This is a genomic window from Micromonospora sp. WMMD734, assembly GCF_049178975.1.
Taxonomy (GTDB): domain Bacteria; phylum Actinomycetota; class Actinomycetes; order Mycobacteriales; family Micromonosporaceae; genus Micromonospora; species Micromonospora wenchangensis.
On record NZ_JBMHMK010000001.1, the window covers coordinates 2,706,096 to 2,723,579 of the forward strand.

Consider the following 17,484-nt stretch of genomic DNA (forward strand, 5'->3'; position numbering starts at 1 on the left):
GCGGTGACGTTCGCCACAAAGTACCGACCAGCCGGTATCAAGTCAACGGGTCAACCCGGTATCCCGCTCATGACATTCGCATGACAAAGGCCCGCCGGCCAGCGCCGTTGTGTTCATACCGACCGGTTTGTATGATACCGCGGTGACCATCACCCTCACCCATGGGCACGACGGCCGCCTCGCCCGGGTCCGCTACGACAACGCGGCGCGCGGCAACTGTTTCGACACCCCGACGCTGCACCGGCTCGTCGACACCCTGGAGACCGCCGCCGCCGACGCGACCTGCGCGGTCATCCGCCTCGACATGGCCGGGCGGCACTTCTGCGCCGGCTGGGACACCTCGTCGTTCACCGCGCTGGCCGGGGCCACCCGCGAGGAGGTCGCCGCCGACCTGCGCGCCAGCGACACCGCGGTGCAGCGCATCCGTCGGCTCCCGGTGCCCGTCGTCGCCGCCGTCCGGGGGCGGATCATCGGGTTCGGCGTCGGCCTGCTCAGTGCCGTACACCTGCCGGTCGCCGCCGCCGACGCCCGGCTGTCCCTGCCGGAGGCGCGCTACGGCTTCGCCCCCGCCGGGGTCGGCCACACCATCGCCCGGTCGGTGCCCCGGCCGCACGCCTACCACCTGCTCACCGGGGTGGCGGAGGCGACCGCCGGGCAACTGCGCGACTGGGGCCTGGTCGCCCGGGTGGTCCCCGACGACGAGCTAAACCGGGCGGTCGACGAGCTCGTCGACGCGTTGCTGGCCGTGCCGGGGGCGACCCTGCGCGCGGTGGTCGGCGTCGTCGAGTCGAGCCTGGTCACCGGGACCGCCGACCAGGCGTACGACATCTCGGCCCGCACGATCGTCGCGGGCCCGGCCACCAGGGGGGCAACCGGATGAGACCACGCTTCCAGCCCGGCGAGGCGGTCTGGGTGGAGCTGTGCACACCCGACCCGGCGCAGGCCGAGACCTTCTACGCCGCGCTGCTCGGCTGGACGGTCCGCGCCGAACGCCTCGGCGGCACCACCTACCGGATGTGCAGCATCGACGGGCGGGACGTCGCCGGGATCTCCGACGCCGCCGCCCTGCACGGCGACCGCCCCCGGGGCTGGCTCACCTACTTCGCCGTCGACGACATCGCCGCGTCCGCCCGGCAGGCGGTGGCGCTCGGCGGCGAACTGGTCGCGCCGCCGCGGTACCTGCCGGCGGCGGGCACCGGCGCGGCGGTGATCGACCCGTTCGGCGCGGCCTTCGGCCTCTACCAGGGTGAGTCGCGTGTCGGCGTCCAGGCGGTCAACTCGGTCGGGGCGCTGTGCTGGAACGAACTGGACACCGGTGAGCCGGCCGAGGCGGTGGCCTACTACCGCACGTTGTTCGGCTACACCACCCAGCAGCGCGACGACTCGCCGACGGCCCGGCCCTACACGGTGCTGATGCTCGCCGACGTGCCGGTCGCCGGGGTCCTCGAACTCGACAACGCCTGGCCGAACCCCATCCCGTCGACGTGGGTCACCTACTTCGCCGTCGCCTCGCTCGACGACGCGCTGGCCCGGGTGACCGCCCTGGGCGGCAAGCCGACCGTCGGGCCGGTCGACACCCCGCACGGCCGGCTGCACCTGGTGAAGGACCCGGGTGGGCACACCCTGTGCCTGATCCAGCTCGACACCGGGCTGCGTCCCGACCACGACTCCTGCGACCCGGCGGTGAACCGATGATGGCCGAGCCCCTGTTCGACTCCGCCGAGTTCCGCCAGGTGTGCGGGCACTTCCCCACCGGCGTGACGGCGGTGACGGCGGTGACCGCCGGGGGCGCGGTCGCCGCGCTGACCGTGAACTCGTTCACCTCGGTCTCCCTGCACCCGGCGAAGGTGCTGTTCTGCGTCACCAGCTTCTCGTCGAGCTTCCCGGTGCTGATGGACGCCGACCGGATCGCCGTGCACATCCTCAGCCAGGACCAGGAGGACGTGGCCCGGCGGTTCGCCACCTCCGGGCTGTCCGGGGAGCAACGGCTCGACGGGGTGTCCTGGGTGCCCGGCCCCGACGGCGTCCCGCTGCTGCCCGACACCCCGGCGATCCTGGCCGGACGGCGCGACGAGGTGATCACCAGCGGCGACCACGTGATCGTCCTGATCGACGTCGACCGGGTCCACCTCAAGCCGACCGACGTGCCCGCGCTGTCGTTCTACCGGGGCCGGTTCGTCGCGCCGTCGCGGACGACCGAGTGACCACCGCCGCCGGGCCGGGTGACCGCCGGCCCGGCGTAGGCCGGGTCACGACCGACGCCGGGCGACCGTTCCCCGCTCAGGCGTAGTAGCGGAACAGGATCTCCGCCACGCAGCAGGGCTGCGACGTGTCGGCGAACTCCACCACCACCGACGCCTTGGCCTGCACGCCGGGGGTGGCCTCCGGGCCGGGCGCGGTGATCGCGGTGGCCGCGACGAGCGTCGCGGTGCCCTGGATCTCGACCCCCGGCGGCAGCGGCCTGACGAACCGGACCCGGTCGAGCCCGTAGTTGACCCCCATCGAGAAGGTCCGCACCTCCAGGATGTCGGCGAGCAGGCACGGGACGAGGGCCAGGGTGAGGAACCCGTGCACGACGGTGCCGCCGAACGGCCCGGACCGGGCCCGTTCGACGTCGACGTGGATCCACTGGTGGTCCCCGGTGACGTCGGCGAACTGGTCGACCTGCCGCTGGGTCACCACCTGCGGCGCGCTGACGCCCAGCTCCGTGCCGACCAGCCCCAGCAGGTCGGAAGGGGTGTCGACGGTGGTCCGTCTCATGGTGCGCATCAGGGGTGCTCCGTTCCGGGTGGTCGGTCCAGGGTGTCGGGTCGGGTCGGTGTCCCGGGGGTGTGGCGGTCGGGCGGGGACGCGGCTGCGGCACGGGCCGCCGCCTGGGCCGTGACGTGCGCGGTGAGGGTCTCCCACTCCCGGTCCCAGTCCGCCTCGGCAACCGGCGGGCGGGCGAGCGTGAGCATCCGGCGGACCGCCGCCGGGTCGCGGGCCGCGACCGCGTCGGCCAGCGCGTCGACGTGCCCGACGAGCCGCTCGGCGGCGACGGCGGCGCTGACCAGTCCCCGGCGCTCGGATTCCTCGGCGGACCAGGTCTCCCCCGTGAGCAGCAGACGGCGGGCGAGCGCGGGGCCGACGGCCAGGGGCAGCAGGACGCTTGACCCCCAGCCGGGGACCTGACCGGCGGCGAGGTGCCGGTCGCCGATCCGGGCGGTGTCGGCGGCGACCGCGATGTCGCAGCCGAGCAGCAGTTCGAGGCCGCCGCCGAAGGCCGCCCCGTTGACCGCGGCGACGGTGGGCACCGGGGCGGCCCGGAGGGCGCGGACGAGGCGGCGGCCCCGGTCGAGGTGGGCCAGTAGCGCGGGCAGGTCGCCGAGCAGGCCGGTGGCCTCGGCGAGGTCGGCTCCGGCGCAGAAGCTGCGGCCGGTGCCGGTGAGCACCAGCACCCGTACCGCCGGGTCGGCCGCGCCGGCCAGCCACCGTTCGAGACCGGTCAGCACGGTGCTGTCGCAGGCGTTGCCGGACCCGGGCCGGTCGATGCGCGCCCAGAGGGCGGCCCCGCGCCGGGTCAGCACCACGGAGGTCACGTCAGGCTCACGCAGAGCTTGCCGAACGCGGTGCCGGCCAGCATCCGGCCCGCCTGGGTACGAATGTCGGCGAGGTCGACGACGCTGTCGACGACCGGCCGAATACGGTGGGTGTCGACGAACCCCACCAGCGCCTCGAACTCGTCGAGGGTGCCCATGGTCGCGCCGTGCACGCTGATCTCCCGGGCAAAGAGCCGCGGCAGGTCCAGCTCGGCGGTGAAGCCGCTGGTGCCGCCGCACACCACGATGGTGCCGCCGGCCCGGGTGCAGCGGGTCGAGTGGTCGAAGGTGACCGCGCCGACGGTCTCCACCACGATGTCGGCGAGTTCCGGGGTCCGCGCGCCGACGTCCAGGGCGACGGCCGCGCCGAGGGCGAGGGCCCGTTCCCGTTTGGCCGCCGACCGGGAGGTGACCATGACAGTGGCGCCGGCGGCCACGGCGAGGCTGATCGCGGCGGTCGCCACCCCGCCGCCCGCGCCCTGCACCAGCACGGTCCGCCCGGGACCGACCGCCGCCCGGGTGAACAGCATCCGGTACGCGGTGAGCCAGGCGGTCGGGAGGCTGGCGGCCTCGGCCCAGCTCAGTCCGGCGGGCTTGGCGACGAGGTGGGCCGCCGGGACGACGATCCGTTCGGCGAGCACGCCGTGGCCGGCGTCGGGCAGCAGGGTGGCGTGCGGGACGGTCCGGCCGTCCGGCGCGGTGGGCAGCACCGGGTAGACGATCACCTCGCGGCCTGCGGCGACGCCGGCCGCGTCGCTGCCGATGACCCGGGGCCCGTCGTGCCCGGTGGTGCCGATGCCGCGCAGCGTCCACAGGTCGTGCATGTTCAGCGCACCGGCCCGGACGTCGACCTCCACCCAGCCCGGTGGCGTCTGCGGGACGGCGAGGTCGCCGACGAGCAGCGCGCCCACCGGGTCGGCGGCGCTCGGGGTGCGGACGTGGGCGGCTCTCACCGGGTCGCCGATCCGGCCGGCTCGGTGGGCCCGTTCCAGAACGCCACGTCGGCGAGGTCGGCGCGGGCGGCGGGGCGGAAGTCCAGGCCCCGGGTGTAGGCGACCGGGACGAGGGTGACCGGTCGCCAGTCGTCGGGCAGGCCGAGCACCTCGCGTACCCGGGTGGCCCGGTGGGCCAGGGCGGTGGCCAGCACCGAGCCGAGGCCCCGGGAGCGCAGGGCGAGCTGGAACGACCAGGCGAACGGGAAGATCGACCCGTAGTAGCCGGAGGCGGTGCCGCCGACGGGCCGTTGCGGAACCGGTTTGGTGCTGCACAGCACGACCAGGACGGGCACCTGCGCCAGGTGGTCGACGAGGTGCTTGACGGCGGCGAGGACCCGCTGCTGGCGGGCCTGGGCCTGCGGGTCGGCCCGGACGCCGGGTGACAACCGGGTGGTGGTGGCCGCCTCGCCGTCGGCCAGCGGGCGGGCGACGGTGGCGTGCCAGATCTCGGTGTACAGGGTGGATAGCTTCCGCTTGAGTGCCGGGTCGTCGACCGCGACGATCCGCCAGTCCTCCAGGTTGGAGCCCATCGGTGCCTGCTGGGCGAGGCGCAGGCACTCCTCGACGACGGCGCGGCCGACGGGCCGGTCGAAGTCCAGCCGGTGGCGCACCGCGCGGGTGGTGGTCAGCACCTCGTCGATGTCGGTGATCACTGCGCCGGTCATCGGTGCTCCTCTCCGGTGAGTCGGTCGACGGGCTTGTCCCGGTAGGGCAACGGGGTTCCCCACCGGTCGAGGTAGCTGACGCTGCGCACGGGTCGGCGGGCGGCGACCCTGAAGTCGGTGCCGAGGGTGTACGCGACAGGCAGCATGGTGATCTGCACCGCGCCGTCGGGGATGCCGAGCAGCGCGGCGACGGCGGCGGCGTGGTGCAGGTGCAGGGTGGTGATGACGGTGCCGAGTCCGCGCGCCCGCAGCGCCAGGTTGAACTGCCAGATCGCCGGATAGAGCGACCCGTAGAGGGCGGAGTTGGTGCCGGGGCCGCCGGTGGCCGGGTCGGGCCGGGTGGCGCACGGGATGACCAGGTACGGGGCCCGCCCGATGTGCTGCGCGAGGTGTTCGGCTCCGGCGAGGATACGGGCGGTGCGGGCGCTGACCGTGCCGTCCGCGTCGACGCCGCCGAGGCGGCCCCGGACCAGGTCGTTGCCGGTGCCGGCCGCGCTGTGCAGTGGTTCGTGCACGTGGGTGCGGTAGGCGGCGTGGTAGAGCGTCGCCAGTTCGGCCTTGAGCGCCGGGTCGCCGACGACGAGCCAGCGCCAGTCCTCGGCGCCGCCGCCGGTGGGCGCCTGGACGGCGAGTTGGAGGCACTCGCCGACGAGGTCGAGGGGCACCGGGCGGTCGTAGTCGAGGCGGAGCCGGACCGACCGGGTGGTGGTCAGCACGTGGTTGAGGTCGGTGAACGGCAGGGTCATCGGTCGGCCTCCGGGGCGACACCCAGCAGGTCGGTGACGTGCAGGGTGTCGCAGTACTCGCGGACCCCGGCGATGCCGCCGGGTCGGACGTCGACGATCCAGAGGTAGCGGTTCTGGTAGCGGGCGCCGTCGCCGAGGACGGCGTGTCCGTGGGCCTCGACGGCGACGAGGGTGTCGTCGACGATCCACCGGTCGGCGGTGACCGCGATCCCGGCCGACGCGTAGGTCCCGCCGGCCAGCCGGGCCCGCATCGCGGCGAGTTTCCCGCTCATCGCGACCCGGCCGTGCAACGGCCCGTTGGCGTCGAGGTCACCCCGGCCGTGGTGCCGGCCGAGGTCGCGGCGGCGGCCGGAGTCGGTCCACCAGGTGGCGTCGGCGGTGAACAACGCGCCGAATGCGTCGAGGTCGCCCCGGGCGAGGGCCGGCCACATCGCCAGCGCGGTCGCCAGCGCCGGGGGCACGCCGACCGGGTCGGGCGGGTCGGGGTGCGGGGGGTCGTCGAGGCTGCTGCGGGGTACGGGCGCGTCGTCGCCCACGACGTGCTGCGCGTGGGCGGTGTCGAGGTACTCCCGCACGGCGACGATCGCGCCGGTCGGGTCCACGTCGACGACGAAGCCGTAGCGGTTGGCGTACTCGCGTCCGCTGGCGTGGACGCCGTACCCCTCGACCTCGATGACGCAGGTGTCGTCCCCGGCGACGATCCGGCGGGGGATCTGCCGACAGCCGGTGGGGAACGCGTGCGGGCCGAGGGACCGCATCAGCGCCAGCTTGTCGTCCATCCGCATCAGGCCGTGCAGCGGGAAGCGTCCACTGCCGTGCGGCGCGAGATCCGGATCGCCGCCGCGCCGGTCCGGGCCGGTGTCCACCCACCAGGTCGCGTCGGCGGCGCACAACCGGGCGAGGCCGCCGAGGCTGCCCCGGTCGAGCGCGGAGACGAAGTCCATGCCTGCCCGGACCGCGCGGGTCATCCGGCCTCCCACATTCCGACTGGTGGGTATCTAACACCGCCGGCCCGGACAACTCAAGGGGTGACCAACATACCGACCGGATGGTATTTTGCTGGCCGGCGGTTCCGACGAGGGGGTCTGTGGTGTTCGAGGCGTACCGGTTGCCCGAGGAGCACGAGGCGGTCCGCGAGGCGGTCCGCGAGGTCTGTGCCGCCAAGGTGGCCCCGTACGCCGCCGAGGCCGACGAGACGGGGCAGTTCCCCACGTCGTCGTACGACGCGCTGCGCGCCGCCGACTTCCACGCCCCGCACATCCCCGTCGAGTACGGCGGGGCCGGTGCGGACGCCCTGGCCACCGCGATCGTCATCGAGGAGGTCGCCCGCGCCTGCGCCTCGTCGGCCCTCATCCCCGCCGGCAACAAGCTCGGCACCATGCCCCTGCTGCTGGCCGGGTCCGAGGAACTCCGACGGCGTTATCTGACGCCGGTGGCGGCGGGTGAGGCGATGTTCTCGTACTGCCTGTCGGAGCCCGAGGCCGGCAGCGACGCGGCATCGATGACCACCAAAGCAGTCCGCGACGGCGACCACTGGATCCTCAACGGCGTCAAACGATGGATCACCAACGCCGGCGTCTCACAGTTCTACACCGTGTTCGCCGTCACCAACCCCACCGCCCGCTCCCGCGGCATCTCCGCCTTCGTCGTCGACAAGTCCGACCCCGGCGTCAGCTTCGGCGCACCCGAGAAGAAACTCGGCATCAAAGGCTCCCCCACCCGCGAGGTCTACCTCGACAACGTCCGCATCCCCGCCGACCGCATCATCGGCGACCCCGGCACCGGCTTCACCACCGCCATGCGCACCCTCGACCACACCCGGGTCACCATCGCCGCCCAGGCCGTCGGCATCGCCCAGGGCGCCCTGGACTACGCCAAGGACTACATCCGCGAACGCAAACAGTTCGGCAAACCGGTCGCCGAGTTCCAGGGCATCCAGTTCATGCTCGCCGACATGGGCATGAAGCTGGAGGCGGCACGGCAGCTGACCTACACGGCGGCCGGGAAATCCGAGCGTGGCGACGCGGACCTCACCTACTTCGGGGCGGCCGCGAAGTGCTTCGCCTCCGACGCCGCGATGGAGATCACCACCGACGCCGTCCAACTCCTCGGCGGCTACGGCTACACCCGCGACTACCCCGTCGAACGCATGATGCGCGACGCCAAGATCACCCAAATCTACGAAGGCACCAACCAGGTCCAACGCATCGTCATGGCCCGCCAACTCCTCAAGGACTGAGCAGCGGGGACCGGCGCGCGCCGGCGGGACTCAGGCGGTCAGACCCTCCAGCACCATCGCGCTGAACTGGCGGGCCACCTCGTCGACGCTGAGCGGTCCGCCGACGTTGAGCCACTGGTAGGCCCAGGCGCACATGCCGACCAGCCCGAAGGTGGCGATGCGCGGGTCGACGTCCGCGCGGAACGTCCCCCGGGCGACCCCGTCGGCGATCATCCCGGCGAACGCGGCCTCCACCAGGCCCCGCTTGCGGGTCACCTCGGCGAACAGGTCACCGGAGAGGTACCGCCGCTCCTGGTAGAAGATCGTCACGTGGGCCCGGTACTCGGCCACGCTGGTGAGGCTGAACCGGATCAGCTCGCGTACCCGTACGGTCGGGTCGTCGCTGTCGGCCTCGATCTTCTGGATCGCGGCGAGCTGCGCCTCCAGGTACTCCTCCTGGATATGCCGCAGCAGGTCGTCCTTGCTGGCGAAGTGGTGGTAGAAGGCACCCTTGGTGAGCTGCGCCTGGTCGGCAATTTCCTGCACCGAGGTGCGGTCGAAGCCCCGCTGCTCGATCAGCCCCAACGCGCTGGTGATCAACGAGTTGCGGGTGTTCTCCGGGTCGTACCCGTCGGGCCAGCGCTGCCGGCGTCGGGTCGACTCCGGCCGGGACGTCGCACGCGCCATTGGTGGCCTCCTATCCCCGGTGCAACCCCACAATGCTACCGTCCGGTCGGAAGGAAACGAAGAGAGCCACCCCGGTCAATTCGTCCGGGAAGTGTCGCCCCCCCGGGGGGGGGAAGCCCCCGCGGTGACACCGGCCGTACGCGGGGCGGACTCAGCGGCGGGTGTCGCCCGAGCGGCCCCGACCCGACCCGGCGGCGCGGAGGCCGACGCGTGGCGCGCGGACCACCGGGGACGCCCCGGCACCGGGACGGAACTCGCGGGCCGCGGCGGCGACCAGTTCGTCCGGGTCGTCGGTGAGCGCGCGCCGCAGGTGCGCCGGGACGAGTTCCGACGTCGCCACCGCCATCCGCACCTGCGCCGACCGGTCCTCGACCAGGGGACGCAGGTCGGCCTCGTCGAGCGCGACGGCGGACACCAGCACGGCCCGGACGTCCGGCACCGGGTCCCCGGCGAGCGCGCGACGGTGCTCGGCGGTGGTCCGCGGGTTGCGCGCCAGACCCTTGCGTACCCGGGCCGTGCGGTCGGCCAGCAGCGTGGTCATCACGTCGGAGTCGTGGGTGTGCGCGGCGAGGCGTTCCCGCACCTCGGGTGAGACGTCGTCGACCAGCCGCGCGGCCAGCTCCGGCTCCAGGTCACGCGACTCGGCGAGCAGGCCCCGCAGTTCCTTGTCGGCGGTCTGCGCCATCGCCCGGCGTACCGACGCGTCGCAGGCCGGGTTGCCGGCGACCGCCCAGCGGACCCACCGGTCGGCGTCCCTGACCAGGCGCAGCAGGTTGGCGATCGAGGTGGCGGGATTACGCGCCACGGCCTCCCGCACCTCGCGGTCACGGTCACGGGTGAGCGGGCGCAACGCCTGGGCGGGCGCGTCGGCCCGGGTGGCGACCGCCCGGCGGACCGCCGGCGACGGGTCGGCGGCCAGGTCGATCAGGGTCAGATGGCTGGTGCCCGGGTCCTGCGCGAGGCGCAGCCGGGCGTCCGCGTCGCCCTGCGTCGTCGGGTCCGGTCCGGTGTCCGCCCCTGCGTGCCGCCCGGTTCCGTCGACGTCCTGCGCTCTGCCCATCGCGTCATCATGTCACGGTCGACCGGGGACACCGCGGGGCCGACCACCGCTGCGCCGACCTCGGATGTTCGCCGGGGTGGTGATGGCGTGCGCGATCGGCATCCTGCGTGTTCCAGGACTACAGCCGCTCGCTGTTCCCCTGGCTCACCGTCGAACGCGACATCGGGCTGCCGCTGCGCCGCGACCGGGGCCAGATCGTCAGCAGGCAGGCGCCCCTGTTCGGCAAGCTCCGCAGCGAGGTGATGGACCTGGTCATGCGCCACTGACCGACCCGGCGTGGGCCGCCGGGACCGTCCTGCCGGCGGGCGGCCCGGCGGCCTCACGGGTGCGCCGGTCGGCGGGCGTCGGCCATCTGGTGGTGCGACAATCTGTCGGGGTGACCGCCGAACAGCCCGTCCCCGACGTCCGCACCCCCCGGGCCCCGCTCGGGTCGAGCCCGCAGCACCTGCTGGCCACGCTGCTCGGCGAGTACCTCGACTCGGCGGACGCCGACCTGCCGTCGGCGGCGGTGATCGCGATGCTGCGGGAGTTCGGGGTCACCGAGCCCAGCGCCCGCGCGGCGCTGTCCCGGCTGGTCAAACGGGGTCTGATCGCCACCCGGGGCGACACCCGGCCGCCGGTTTACCACCTCACGCCCACGGCGATCGCCCGGCACCGTTCCCGGATGCGGCACTTCCTGACCTTCGGTGCGCAGCCGCCGCCCTGGACCGGGGACTGGGTGCTGGTCTCCTACTCGATCCCCAGCGCCGGTCAGGCGGCCCGGCACGTGGTGCGCCGGGCGTTGGCCGGGCTGGGGTTCGTGGGCCTCTACGACAGCGTGTGGATCAGGCCGGGGGTCGACGCCGCACCGGTCCGGGCGGAGCTGGCGGCGCTGCTGCACTCCGTCGTGGGGGCCCGGTGGTCGGTGCTGCACGCCCGGTTCGACGAGGAGGCCGGACCGCACGGCCCGGCCGCCGCGTACGACCTGGCCGGCCTCGCCGCCGGGTACGCGGCCTTCGTCGCGCGGTTCGCGCCGTTGCGGGCGGCGGCCCGCCGGGGTGCGGTCGACCCGGCCACGGCGCTGGTGGCGCGGACCTCCGCGATGGACTCCTGGCGCCGGTTCGCCGACACCGACCCGGATCTGCCCGCGCACCTGCTGCCGCAGCCCTGGCCCCGTGGTCAGGCCCGGGAGACCTTCCTCGACGTCCACTCCCGGCTCGGTGCGCTGGCCCGGTCCCGGCTGATCGAGGTGACCGCGCCGCACTGGCCGGACGCCGCCCGGTGGATCACCCACTTCGACGCCCCGGACGACCCCACCCGACCCGAACCGGCCGGTGGCCCGCGCGGCGTCGCACGCCGCCCCCGCTGACCGTGGGCCGCGTGCCGGTCGCACCGGGCCCGACAGACGGGCGTCGCACCGGCCCGACAGACGGGCCACACATTGACACTTTTCGTTACCCCGGTGATAGTAACTGCATACCGCGACCGCCTGTGGGACTGCGGCCGGGCGGTCGACGCGTCCACGTCGACCCGCCCCGTTGCCGGCGCTGACCACCCTGGTCGGGCCCGGCGGCAGACCCGCCACCGCAGGGGGTGCCACCGCCGACACCCGCAGGAGGGTGCATGCCAAGGAGATCGAAGCTCTACGCGGGTCTGACCGCCGCGCTCGTGCCGGCAGCCGCCGTGCTGATGGCCCTCGGCGCGACGCCGGCCGATGCCGCAGTGGGCGGCTCGGGGCCCTACCCCGCCGACTACGAGACCTCGACCAGCCTGCCCAACCACACCATCTTCCGGCCCCAGACGCTGCCGACCGAGCGCCTGCCGATCCTCGTGTGGGGCAACGGCGGCTGCTCGGCCAACGGCCTCTCGCAGGGCAACTTCCTGCGTGAGATCGCCTCGCACGGCTTCCTGGCCATCGCCAACGGCGGCCCGAACGCCTCCGGTTCCACCAACTCGCAGATGCTCACCCAGTCCATCGACTGGGCGGTGGCGGAGAACTCCCGCCAGGGCAGCAAGTACTACAACCGGATCGACACCGGCAAGGTCGCCGTCGCCGGCTTCTCCTGCGGCGGCCTGGAGGCGTACGCCGTCTCCAACGACCCCCGGGTGACCACCACCGGCATCTTCAGCAGCGGCCTGCTCAACGACGCCGACGACTACCAGCTCCGGCGGCTCACCAAGCCGATCGCCTACTTCGTCGGCGGGCCCAGCGACATCGCCTACCCCAACGCCATCGACGACTGGGGCAAGCTGCCCGCCGGGCTGCCCGCCTTCATGGGCAACCTCAACGTCGGCCACGGCGGCACCTACGACCAGCCCAACGGTGGCGAGTTCGGCCGGGTGGCGGTGCTCTACCTCAAGTGGCGGCTCAAGGGCGACACCACCGCCGGCACCAACTTCGTCGGCGCGAACTGCGGGCTGTGCCGTACCCAGTGGACCGTCCAGCAGAAGAACCTGACGCTCGACGGCCCGCCGCCGACCACCCCGCCGCCCACCACCCCACCCCCGACCACTCCCCCGCCCACGACCCCACCCCCCACCACTCCCCCGCCCGGCGGTGCCGGCTGCACCGCCGTCTACGCCGTGCAGGACCAGTGGAACGGCGGCTTCGTCGCCAACGTCAGCGTCACCGCCGGCTCCGCCGCGCTCACCGGCTGGCGGGTCACCCTGACCCTGCCGGGCGGGGCGGCGGTCAGTTCGGTGTGGAACGGCGTCGCCACCGGCACCAGCGGCACCATCACCGTCACCAACCAGAGCTACAACGGCAGGCTGGGGGCCGGACAGAGCACCAGCTTCGGGTTCCAGGGCACCGGAAACGGCACCGGAACCACCGCCACCTGCACCGGAAGCTGACCGCCGCACGGGTCGCACGGTGCGGCGGGCCGGTACCGGGTACCGGCCCGCCGCACCGTGTTCTAGGGTGCCGGCATGACGAGCGCGCCCCGGGAGGCGGAGACCCGCATCGGGCCGGTCGGCGCGCTGCTCTGCCGGCTGATCTTCCTGGCCATCTGCCTGCCCGGCCCGGTCCTGCTCGCCGCCGACGTGACCGGCGACCTGCCGGTCTCACCCGGGGAGCGCTGGGGGCTCGTCGCCGGCGGGGTGTTCACCACCATCGTCGGGGTCGGCTTCGGTGTCTTCGGCTGGCGGGTGGTCGACCGGTCCCGCCGCGACGCGCGCCAGCTCGACGCGACCGGAGTCGCCGCCACCGCCGAGATCCTCACCGTGGCGCACCACCTCGGCGGAGAGGGCCCGGAGCTCGACCTGCGCCTGCGGATCAGCGGGCCCGGCTTCGCCCCCTTCGAGGCGGACACGGTCCGGCCCGACGACCCGGGACTCGTGCCCGGCCGGCTGCTGGCCGCCGTGGTGGACCCGGCGAGCCGGCTCTACCGGGTCCGGTGAGGACGCCAAGCCCTCACCCGCCGCGCAGGTCCTCCTCGATCCGCTTGGCGGTGGCCAGCAGCGGCGGGAGCAACTCGCGCCGGATCAGCTCGAACGACCCCCGCGAGGCGTGCGCGGACAGGTTCACCGCCGCCACCACCGACCCGTGCGGGCCATGGATCGGCGCGGCCAGCGACCGCAACCCCTCCTCCAGTTCCTGGTCCACGATCGCGTACCCCTGGGCGGCGATCTTCGTCAGGACGGCACGCAACTTCGCCGGGTCGGTGACCGTACGCCGGGTCAACGGTTGCAACCGCGCGGTGGCGAGGTAGTCGGTCAACCGGTCCGCCGGCTGCGCGGCGAGCAGCACCCGCCCCATCGACGTGGCGTACGCGGGGAACCGGGTCCCGACGCTGATCCCCACCGTCATGATCCGTCGGGTGGGCACCCGGGCGACGTAGACCACCTCGTCGCCGTCGAGCACCGACACCGAACAGGACTCGTGCACCTGCGCGACCAGCGCCTCCATGTGCGGTTGGGCGATCTCCGGCAAGCCCAGGCCGGACAGGTAGGCGTAGCCGAGGGCGAGGATCCGCGCCCGCAGCGAGAACAGCCGGCCGTCGCTGTGCACGTAGCCCAGCTCGACCAGGGTGAGCAGGAACCGGCGGGCCGCGGCCCGGGTCAGCCCGGTGCGCCGGGCCACGTCGCTCAGGGTGAGCTGCTGATGCTCGGCGTCGAACGCCCGGATCACCGCGAGCCCACGCTCCAGCGACTGCACGAACTCCGGTGACCGTGCCGCCTGACCGCCCACCTCACCCAGCCTCCCGCCGCAGCGCCTCCCGGGCCACCGAGAACGCCCGGTTCGCCGCCGGTACGCCAGCGTAGACGCCCACCTGGAGCAGGACCTCCGCCACCTCCAGTTCGGTCAGCCCGTTGCCCAGCGCGGCCCGCACGTGCATCGCCAACTCCTCCTCGTGGCGCAGGGCGGCGAGCACCGCGAGGGTGACGCAGCTACGGGTACGCCGGTCGAGGCCGGGCCGGGTCCACACCTCACCCCAGGCGTAGCGGGTGATGAAGTCCTGGAAGTCGGCGGTGAACGCGTCGGTGCCGGCCACGGCGCGGTCGACGTGCGCGTCACCGAGCACCTGTCGGCGTACGGTCATGCCGGCCTCGTGCCGTTCGCGGTCGTCCATCAGCCACCCGCCTGTTCGAAGTGTTCCCGCAGGAGTCGGCCCACCTGTCCGGGTCGCTCGACGTTGGCCAGGTGGGCCGCCGCGTCGAGGACGACCAGCCGCGCCCCGGGGACCAGGTCGACGATCTCCCGGGCGTGCCCGACGGGGATCGCCGGGTCGTCCGCGCCCGCGACGACCAGCGTCGGCACGCCGATCCGGCCCAGGTCGGGGCGCAGGTCCAGGGCGGCGATCGCCTCGCAGCAGGCCGCGTAGCCGGCCGGGGAGGTCGCGGTCAGCATCGCGCGGTACCCGGCCACCAGGTCCGGGCGGGCGGCGGCGAGGGTCGGGGTGAACCAGCGGGCCACCACGGCGTCGGCGACCGCCGGCAGGCCGGCGGCGCGGACCGTGGCCGCCCGCTGCCGCCACGGGTCGGGCGGGCCGAGCCACGCCGCCGTGCAGAGCAGGGCGAGTCGGCGCACCCGCCCGGGTGCGTGGGCGGCGAGCCACATGCCGACCATGCCGCCCAGCGACAGCCCCGCGTAGTGGACCCACGGCACGTCGAGGTGGTCCAGCGCCCGCAGCACCTCCCGGCCCAGCAGTTCGATGGTGTACGGGCCGGTCGGCGTCGCCGAGCGGCCGTGGCCGAGGTGGTCGTAACGGATCACCCGGAACCGTTCGGCCAGCGCCGCGACCTGGGGTTCCCACATCGCGCCGGTGGTGCCGAGGGAACTGCCGAGCAGCAGCACCGGCGCGCTGGGCGGGCCGTCGACGGTGAGGTGCAGCCGGGAGGTCACGGTGCCGCGTCCCGGGCGACGGCCGGCGTCGCGTCGACGGACCGGCCGGCCGACCCGGGGCGGTGGTCCCGGTCGCGCACCTGGTCGATGCGCCCAGCGGACATGCCGGTGAGCGGGCCGTCAGACGGCGAAAAAGACGGTCTCACGGTCGCCTTGGAGGTGGATGTCGAAGCGGAACCCGTCGGGTGCGGCGCTGGCCAGCAGCGTGTCCCGGCGGTCGGCCTGCACGCTGCCCAGCACCGGGTCGACGGCGTTGGCCGCCGGCTCGTCGGGGAAGTAGAGCCGGGTCACCAGGCGGTGCAGCAGTCCCCGGCCGAGCACCGACAGGGTCAGGTGCGGGGCCTCGGTGCCGCCGTCCGGGTCGGGCAGCGGCCCGGGCCGGACCGTCAGCAGCCGGTAGCACCCCTGCTCGTCGGTCTCGCTGCGGCCGAACCCCCGGAACCCGGCGAGTCGCGGCGGCCGGGCCCCGCGCGGGTCGTCGGGGTGGTCGAACCGGCCGTCCGGGTCGGCCTGCCAGCTCTCCACCAGTGCGTCGGCCACGGGTTCCCCGGTGCCGTCGACGATCCGGCCCCGGATCCAGAACGCGCCGGGGGTGCCCTCGGGGACGACGTACGGGCCGTCGGGCCAGTGCAGGCCGATGCTCAGGTACGGCCCGACGGTCTGCGCCGGGGTGACGCCCAGCTGGTCACTCATCGTCGTCCCCGTCCTCGAAGGGGGTGTCCTCCCGGCCCCGCAGCACGATGTCGAACGCGTAGGCCAGCGCCCACTCGGGCTGGGTGGCGGCGTGGTCGTAGCGGGCGACCAGCCGTTGCCGGGCCGTCGGGTCACGCACCGAGTGCAGCACCGGGTCCTGGAAGAACAGCGGGTCACCGGGGAAGTACATCTGGGTCACCAGCCGCTGGGTGAACGCCCGGCCGAACAGGGAGAAGTGGATGTGCGCCGGCCGCCAGGCGTTGTCGTGGTTGCGCCAGGGGTAGGCACCCGGTTGGACGGTGACGAACCGGTAGCGCCCCTGCTCGTCGGTGAGCGTCCGGCCCACCCCGTCGAAGTGCGGGTCGATCGGGGCCGGCCAGGTGTCGCGGGCGTGGCGGTAGCGGCCGGCGGCGTTGGCCTGCCAGATCTCGACGAGCGTACGCGGCACCGGCCGGCCGTCGCCGTCACGGACCCGGCCGTGCACGATGATCCGCTGCCCCTGTGGTGACCCGTCGTGTTGGCGGGTCAGGTCGTGGTCGAGGTCGCCGAGGCGTCCCTCGCCCAGCAGCGGGCCGGTGACCTCGGTGAGCCGCTGCGGCAGGTGGGCCAACGGTTGCCGGGGGGCCCGCGTCACGGTCGACCGGTAGCCGGGGCTGAACAGCGGCGGGTGGGCGTCGATGTCGTCGCGCCGGTACGCCGGCAGCGGCAGCCCGCGCCCTGCGGTGTCCTCGGTCATGGTCGGCTCCCCTCGGCCGTGGCCCGCAGCGCGCGCAGCACCGCCAACTCGTGTGCCGTGGGCGGGTCGTTCGTGGTCAGCGGCTCGGCGACGGCGAGGTCCCAGCCGGTGGCGGCCCGCGCCTGTTCCCGGGTCACCCCGGGGTGCAGCCGGGTGAGGGTCAACTCGCAGCTGACCGGGTCGGGTGCCAGGACGCCGAGGTCGGTGATCACCAGTCGGGGGCCGCCGCCGCGCAGGCCGAGCCGTTCCCGGTCCCCCGGGCCGGTGCCGTAGCCGACCGAGGTGACGAAGTCGACGCGGCTGGTGAAGGTGCGCGGGTTCTGCCTGACGATCACCACGACCTCGCGGCAGGAGGCGGCGATCTCGGGGGCCCCGCCCGCGCCGGGCAGCCGGACGGCCGGGGTCGCGTAGTCGTCGCCGACGACCGTGGTGTTGAGGTTGCCGTACCGGTCGAGCTGGGCCGCGCCGAGGAAGCCGACGTCGATCCGGCCGGGCTGGAGCCAGTAGTTGAACACCTCGGGCACCGACACGACCGCGTCGGCGGTGTCGGCGAGGACGCCGTCGCCGATGGACAGCGGCAGCCGGTCCGGTTTCGCGCCGAGGCAGCCGGACTCGTAGACGAGCACCAGGTTCGGGGCGTGGGTGGCGCGGGCGAGGTTCGCCGCGGTGCTGGGCAATCCGATCCCGACGAAGCAGGCGACGCCGTCGCGGAGCTGCCGGGCGGCGGCGACGGTCATCATCTCGTCGGCGGTCCACCCGGTCGGGCCGCTCACGTCGGCCTCC

The 17,484-nt window shown here is 74.1% G+C and carries 22 protein-coding genes; 8 read left to right on the forward strand and 14 right to left on the reverse strand.

Going from position 1 to position 17,484, the window contains the following annotated elements; translation table 11 throughout:
- Nucleotides 1-142 precede the first annotated feature (142 nt).
- The 3 genes from ACN267_RS11475 to ACN267_RS11485 are packed head-to-tail and all read left to right on the forward strand — an operon-like array spanning nucleotide 143 to nucleotide 2,204.
- Complete coding sequence (locus ACN267_RS11475; RefSeq protein WP_421488606.1) at nucleotides 143-880, forward strand: enoyl-CoA hydratase/isomerase family protein; 738 nt, start codon at nucleotides 143-145, stop codon at nucleotides 878-880.
- Nucleotides 877-1,695: a VOC family protein gene (locus ACN267_RS11480; protein WP_144081591.1), complete on the forward strand. Its 819-nt coding sequence runs from the start codon at nucleotides 877-879 to the stop codon at nucleotides 1,693-1,695. Before ACN267_RS11475 ends, ACN267_RS11480 begins: the two co-directional genes overlap by 4 nt.
- Nucleotides 1,695-2,204, forward strand: coding sequence for a flavin reductase family protein (locus ACN267_RS11485; RefSeq protein ID WP_421488607.1), 510 nt, complete (start codon nucleotides 1,695-1,697; stop codon nucleotides 2,202-2,204). The genes ACN267_RS11480 and ACN267_RS11485 overlap by 1 nt, the downstream gene beginning before the upstream one ends.
- A gap of 76 nt (nucleotides 2,205-2,280) precedes the next feature.
- Here ACN267_RS11485 and ACN267_RS11490 read toward each other — a convergent pair whose 3' ends face one another.
- The 6 genes from ACN267_RS11490 to ACN267_RS11515 are packed head-to-tail and all read right to left on the reverse strand — an operon-like array spanning nucleotide 2,281 to nucleotide 6,952.
- On the reverse strand, nucleotides 2,281-2,769 hold the full coding sequence (locus ACN267_RS11490) for a MaoC family dehydratase (RefSeq protein ID WP_421488608.1): 489 nt from the start codon (nucleotides 2,767-2,769) through the stop codon (nucleotides 2,281-2,283).
- Nucleotides 2,769-3,578, reverse strand: coding sequence for an enoyl-CoA hydratase/isomerase family protein (locus ACN267_RS11495; protein WP_421488609.1), 810 nt, complete (start codon nucleotides 3,576-3,578; stop codon nucleotides 2,769-2,771). The genes ACN267_RS11490 and ACN267_RS11495 overlap by 1 nt, the downstream gene beginning before the upstream one ends.
- Nucleotides 3,575-4,531 carry a zinc-binding dehydrogenase gene (locus ACN267_RS11500; protein WP_204961032.1) on the reverse strand — a complete coding sequence of 319 codons (957 nt, stop codon included), beginning with the start codon at nucleotides 4,529-4,531 and terminating at the stop codon, nucleotides 3,575-3,577. Before ACN267_RS11500 ends, ACN267_RS11495 begins: the two co-directional genes overlap by 4 nt.
- Nucleotides 4,528-5,238: a nitroreductase family protein gene (locus ACN267_RS11505; RefSeq protein WP_281898312.1), complete on the reverse strand. Its 711-nt coding sequence runs from the start codon at nucleotides 5,236-5,238 to the stop codon at nucleotides 4,528-4,530. The genes ACN267_RS11500 and ACN267_RS11505 overlap by 4 nt, the downstream gene beginning before the upstream one ends.
- Nucleotides 5,235-5,984, reverse strand: coding sequence for a nitroreductase family protein (locus tag ACN267_RS11510; protein ID WP_281898314.1), 750 nt, complete (start codon nucleotides 5,982-5,984; stop codon nucleotides 5,235-5,237). The genes ACN267_RS11505 and ACN267_RS11510 overlap by 4 nt, the downstream gene beginning before the upstream one ends.
- Nucleotides 5,981-6,952 carry a nuclear transport factor 2 family protein gene (locus tag ACN267_RS11515; RefSeq protein WP_421488610.1) on the reverse strand — a complete coding sequence of 324 codons (972 nt, stop codon included), beginning with the start codon at nucleotides 6,950-6,952 and terminating at the stop codon, nucleotides 5,981-5,983. The genes ACN267_RS11510 and ACN267_RS11515 overlap by 4 nt, the downstream gene beginning before the upstream one ends.
- 122 nt (nucleotides 6,953-7,074) lie before the next feature.
- Here ACN267_RS11515 and ACN267_RS11520 point away from each other — a divergent pair, with 122 nt between their 5' ends.
- Nucleotides 7,075-8,223, forward strand: a complete 1,149-nt coding sequence (locus ACN267_RS11520) for an acyl-CoA dehydrogenase family protein (RefSeq protein ID WP_421490412.1) — start codon at nucleotides 7,075-7,077, stop codon at nucleotides 8,221-8,223.
- A 30-nt stretch (nucleotides 8,224-8,253) separates the two neighbouring features.
- Here the strand turns inward: ACN267_RS11520 and ACN267_RS11525 are convergent, their stop codons facing one another.
- Together ACN267_RS11525 and ACN267_RS11530 are read right to left on the reverse strand one after the other, a co-directional pair.
- Nucleotides 8,254-8,889 (reverse strand): TetR/AcrR family transcriptional regulator, encoded by a 636-nt coding sequence (locus ACN267_RS11525; protein WP_204961028.1) that lies wholly within the window; start codon nucleotides 8,887-8,889, stop codon nucleotides 8,254-8,256.
- Between the two features lie 151 nt (nucleotides 8,890-9,040).
- The gene (locus ACN267_RS11530; protein WP_421488611.1) at nucleotides 9,041-9,949 is read right to left on the reverse strand and encodes a hypothetical protein; all 909 of its coding nucleotides are present in this window, start codon (nucleotides 9,947-9,949) and stop codon (nucleotides 9,041-9,043) included.
- Between the two features lie 107 nt (nucleotides 9,950-10,056).
- Here ACN267_RS11530 and ACN267_RS11535 point away from each other — a divergent pair, with 107 nt between their 5' ends.
- The 4 genes from ACN267_RS11535 to ACN267_RS11550 all read left to right on the forward strand — a co-directional run bounded on the left by ACN267_RS11535 (nucleotide 10,057) and on the right by ACN267_RS11550 (nucleotide 13,327).
- Nucleotides 10,057-10,215: a hypothetical protein gene (locus ACN267_RS11535; protein WP_421488612.1), complete on the forward strand. Its 159-nt coding sequence runs from the start codon at nucleotides 10,057-10,059 to the stop codon at nucleotides 10,213-10,215.
- 110 nt (nucleotides 10,216-10,325) lie between these two features.
- Complete coding sequence (locus ACN267_RS11540) at nucleotides 10,326-11,297, forward strand: PaaX family transcriptional regulator C-terminal domain-containing protein (RefSeq protein WP_421488613.1); 972 nt, start codon at nucleotides 10,326-10,328, stop codon at nucleotides 11,295-11,297.
- A 254-nt stretch (nucleotides 11,298-11,551) separates the two neighbouring features.
- Complete coding sequence (locus ACN267_RS11545; protein ID WP_421488614.1) at nucleotides 11,552-12,781, forward strand: cellulose binding domain-containing protein; 1,230 nt, start codon at nucleotides 11,552-11,554, stop codon at nucleotides 12,779-12,781.
- A gap of 75 nt (nucleotides 12,782-12,856) precedes the next feature.
- Nucleotides 12,857-13,327: a hypothetical protein gene (locus ACN267_RS11550; protein ID WP_204961023.1), complete on the forward strand. Its 471-nt coding sequence runs from the start codon at nucleotides 12,857-12,859 to the stop codon at nucleotides 13,325-13,327.
- A 13-nt stretch (nucleotides 13,328-13,340) separates the two neighbouring features.
- Here the strand turns inward: ACN267_RS11550 and ACN267_RS11555 are convergent, their stop codons facing one another.
- From ACN267_RS11555 to ACN267_RS11580, 6 genes are all read right to left on the reverse strand, one after another.
- Nucleotides 13,341-14,117, reverse strand: coding sequence for an IclR family transcriptional regulator (locus ACN267_RS11555; RefSeq protein WP_281898325.1), 777 nt, complete (start codon nucleotides 14,115-14,117; stop codon nucleotides 13,341-13,343).
- A 1-nt stretch (nucleotide 14,118) separates the two neighbouring features.
- Nucleotides 14,119-14,499 carry a 4-carboxymuconolactone decarboxylase gene (pcaC, locus tag ACN267_RS11560; RefSeq protein WP_204961021.1) on the reverse strand — a complete coding sequence of 127 codons (381 nt, stop codon included), beginning with the start codon at nucleotides 14,497-14,499 and terminating at the stop codon, nucleotides 14,119-14,121.
- Nucleotides 14,499-15,272: a 3-oxoadipate enol-lactonase gene (pcaD, locus tag ACN267_RS11565; protein ID WP_307821429.1), complete on the reverse strand. Its 774-nt coding sequence runs from the start codon at nucleotides 15,270-15,272 to the stop codon at nucleotides 14,499-14,501. The genes pcaC and pcaD overlap by 1 nt, the downstream gene beginning before the upstream one ends.
- Nucleotides 15,273-15,392: 120 nt before the next feature.
- Nucleotides 15,393-15,965, reverse strand: a complete 573-nt coding sequence (gene pcaG / locus ACN267_RS11570) for a protocatechuate 3,4-dioxygenase subunit alpha (protein WP_421488615.1) — start codon at nucleotides 15,963-15,965, stop codon at nucleotides 15,393-15,395.
- Nucleotides 15,958-16,701 carry a protocatechuate 3,4-dioxygenase subunit beta gene (gene pcaH / locus ACN267_RS11575; RefSeq protein WP_421488616.1) on the reverse strand — a complete coding sequence of 248 codons (744 nt, stop codon included), beginning with the start codon at nucleotides 16,699-16,701 and terminating at the stop codon, nucleotides 15,958-15,960. The genes pcaG and pcaH overlap by 8 nt, the downstream gene beginning before the upstream one ends.
- Nucleotides 16,698-17,441 (reverse strand): CoA-transferase subunit beta, encoded by a 744-nt coding sequence (locus ACN267_RS11580; RefSeq protein WP_204961150.1) that lies wholly within the window; start codon nucleotides 17,439-17,441, stop codon nucleotides 16,698-16,700. Before ACN267_RS11580 ends, pcaH begins: the two co-directional genes overlap by 4 nt.
- Nucleotides 17,442-17,484: the final 43 nt, after the last annotated feature.

Coding starts and splice junctions, on each gene's coding strand:
- ACN267_RS11550 (WP_204961023.1), top strand. CDS start 12,857: ATGACGAGCGCGCCCCGGGAGGCGGAGACCCGCATCGGGCCGGTCGGC.
- ACN267_RS11510 (WP_281898314.1), bottom strand. CDS start 5,984: ATGACCCTGCCGTTCACCGACCTCAACCACGTGCTGACCACCACCCGG.
- ACN267_RS11505 (WP_281898312.1), bottom strand. CDS start 5,238: ATGACCGGCGCAGTGATCACCGACATCGACGAGGTGCTGACCACCACC.
- ACN267_RS11580 (WP_204961150.1), bottom strand. CDS start 17,441: ATGATGACCGTCGCCGCCGCCCGGCAGCTCCGCGACGGCGTCGCCTGC.
- ACN267_RS11490 (WP_421488608.1), bottom strand. CDS start 2,769: ATGCGCACCATGAGACGGACCACCGTCGACACCCCTTCCGACCTGCTG.
- ACN267_RS11485 (WP_421488607.1), top strand. CDS start 1,695: ATGGCCGAGCCCCTGTTCGACTCCGCCGAGTTCCGCCAGGTGTGCGGG.
- ACN267_RS11545 (WP_421488614.1), top strand. CDS start 11,552: ATGCCAAGGAGATCGAAGCTCTACGCGGGTCTGACCGCCGCGCTCGTG.
- ACN267_RS11530 (WP_421488611.1), bottom strand. CDS start 9,949: ATGGGCAGAGCGCAGGACGTCGACGGAACCGGGCGGCACGCAGGGGCG.
- ACN267_RS11525 (WP_204961028.1), bottom strand. CDS start 8,889: ATGGCGCGTGCGACGTCCCGGCCGGAGTCGACCCGACGCCGGCAGCGC.
- ACN267_RS11515 (WP_421488610.1), bottom strand. CDS start 6,952: ATGACCCGCGCGGTCCGGGCAGGCATGGACTTCGTCTCCGCGCTCGAC.
- pcaH (WP_421488616.1), bottom strand. CDS start 16,701: ATGACCGAGGACACCGCAGGGCGCGGGCTGCCGCTGCCGGCGTACCGG.
- ACN267_RS11480 (WP_144081591.1), top strand. CDS start 877: ATGAGACCACGCTTCCAGCCCGGCGAGGCGGTCTGGGTGGAGCTGTGC.
- pcaC (WP_204961021.1), bottom strand. CDS start 14,499: ATGGACGACCGCGAACGGCACGAGGCCGGCATGACCGTACGCCGACAG.
- pcaG (WP_421488615.1), bottom strand. CDS start 15,965: ATGAGTGACCAGCTGGGCGTCACCCCGGCGCAGACCGTCGGGCCGTAC.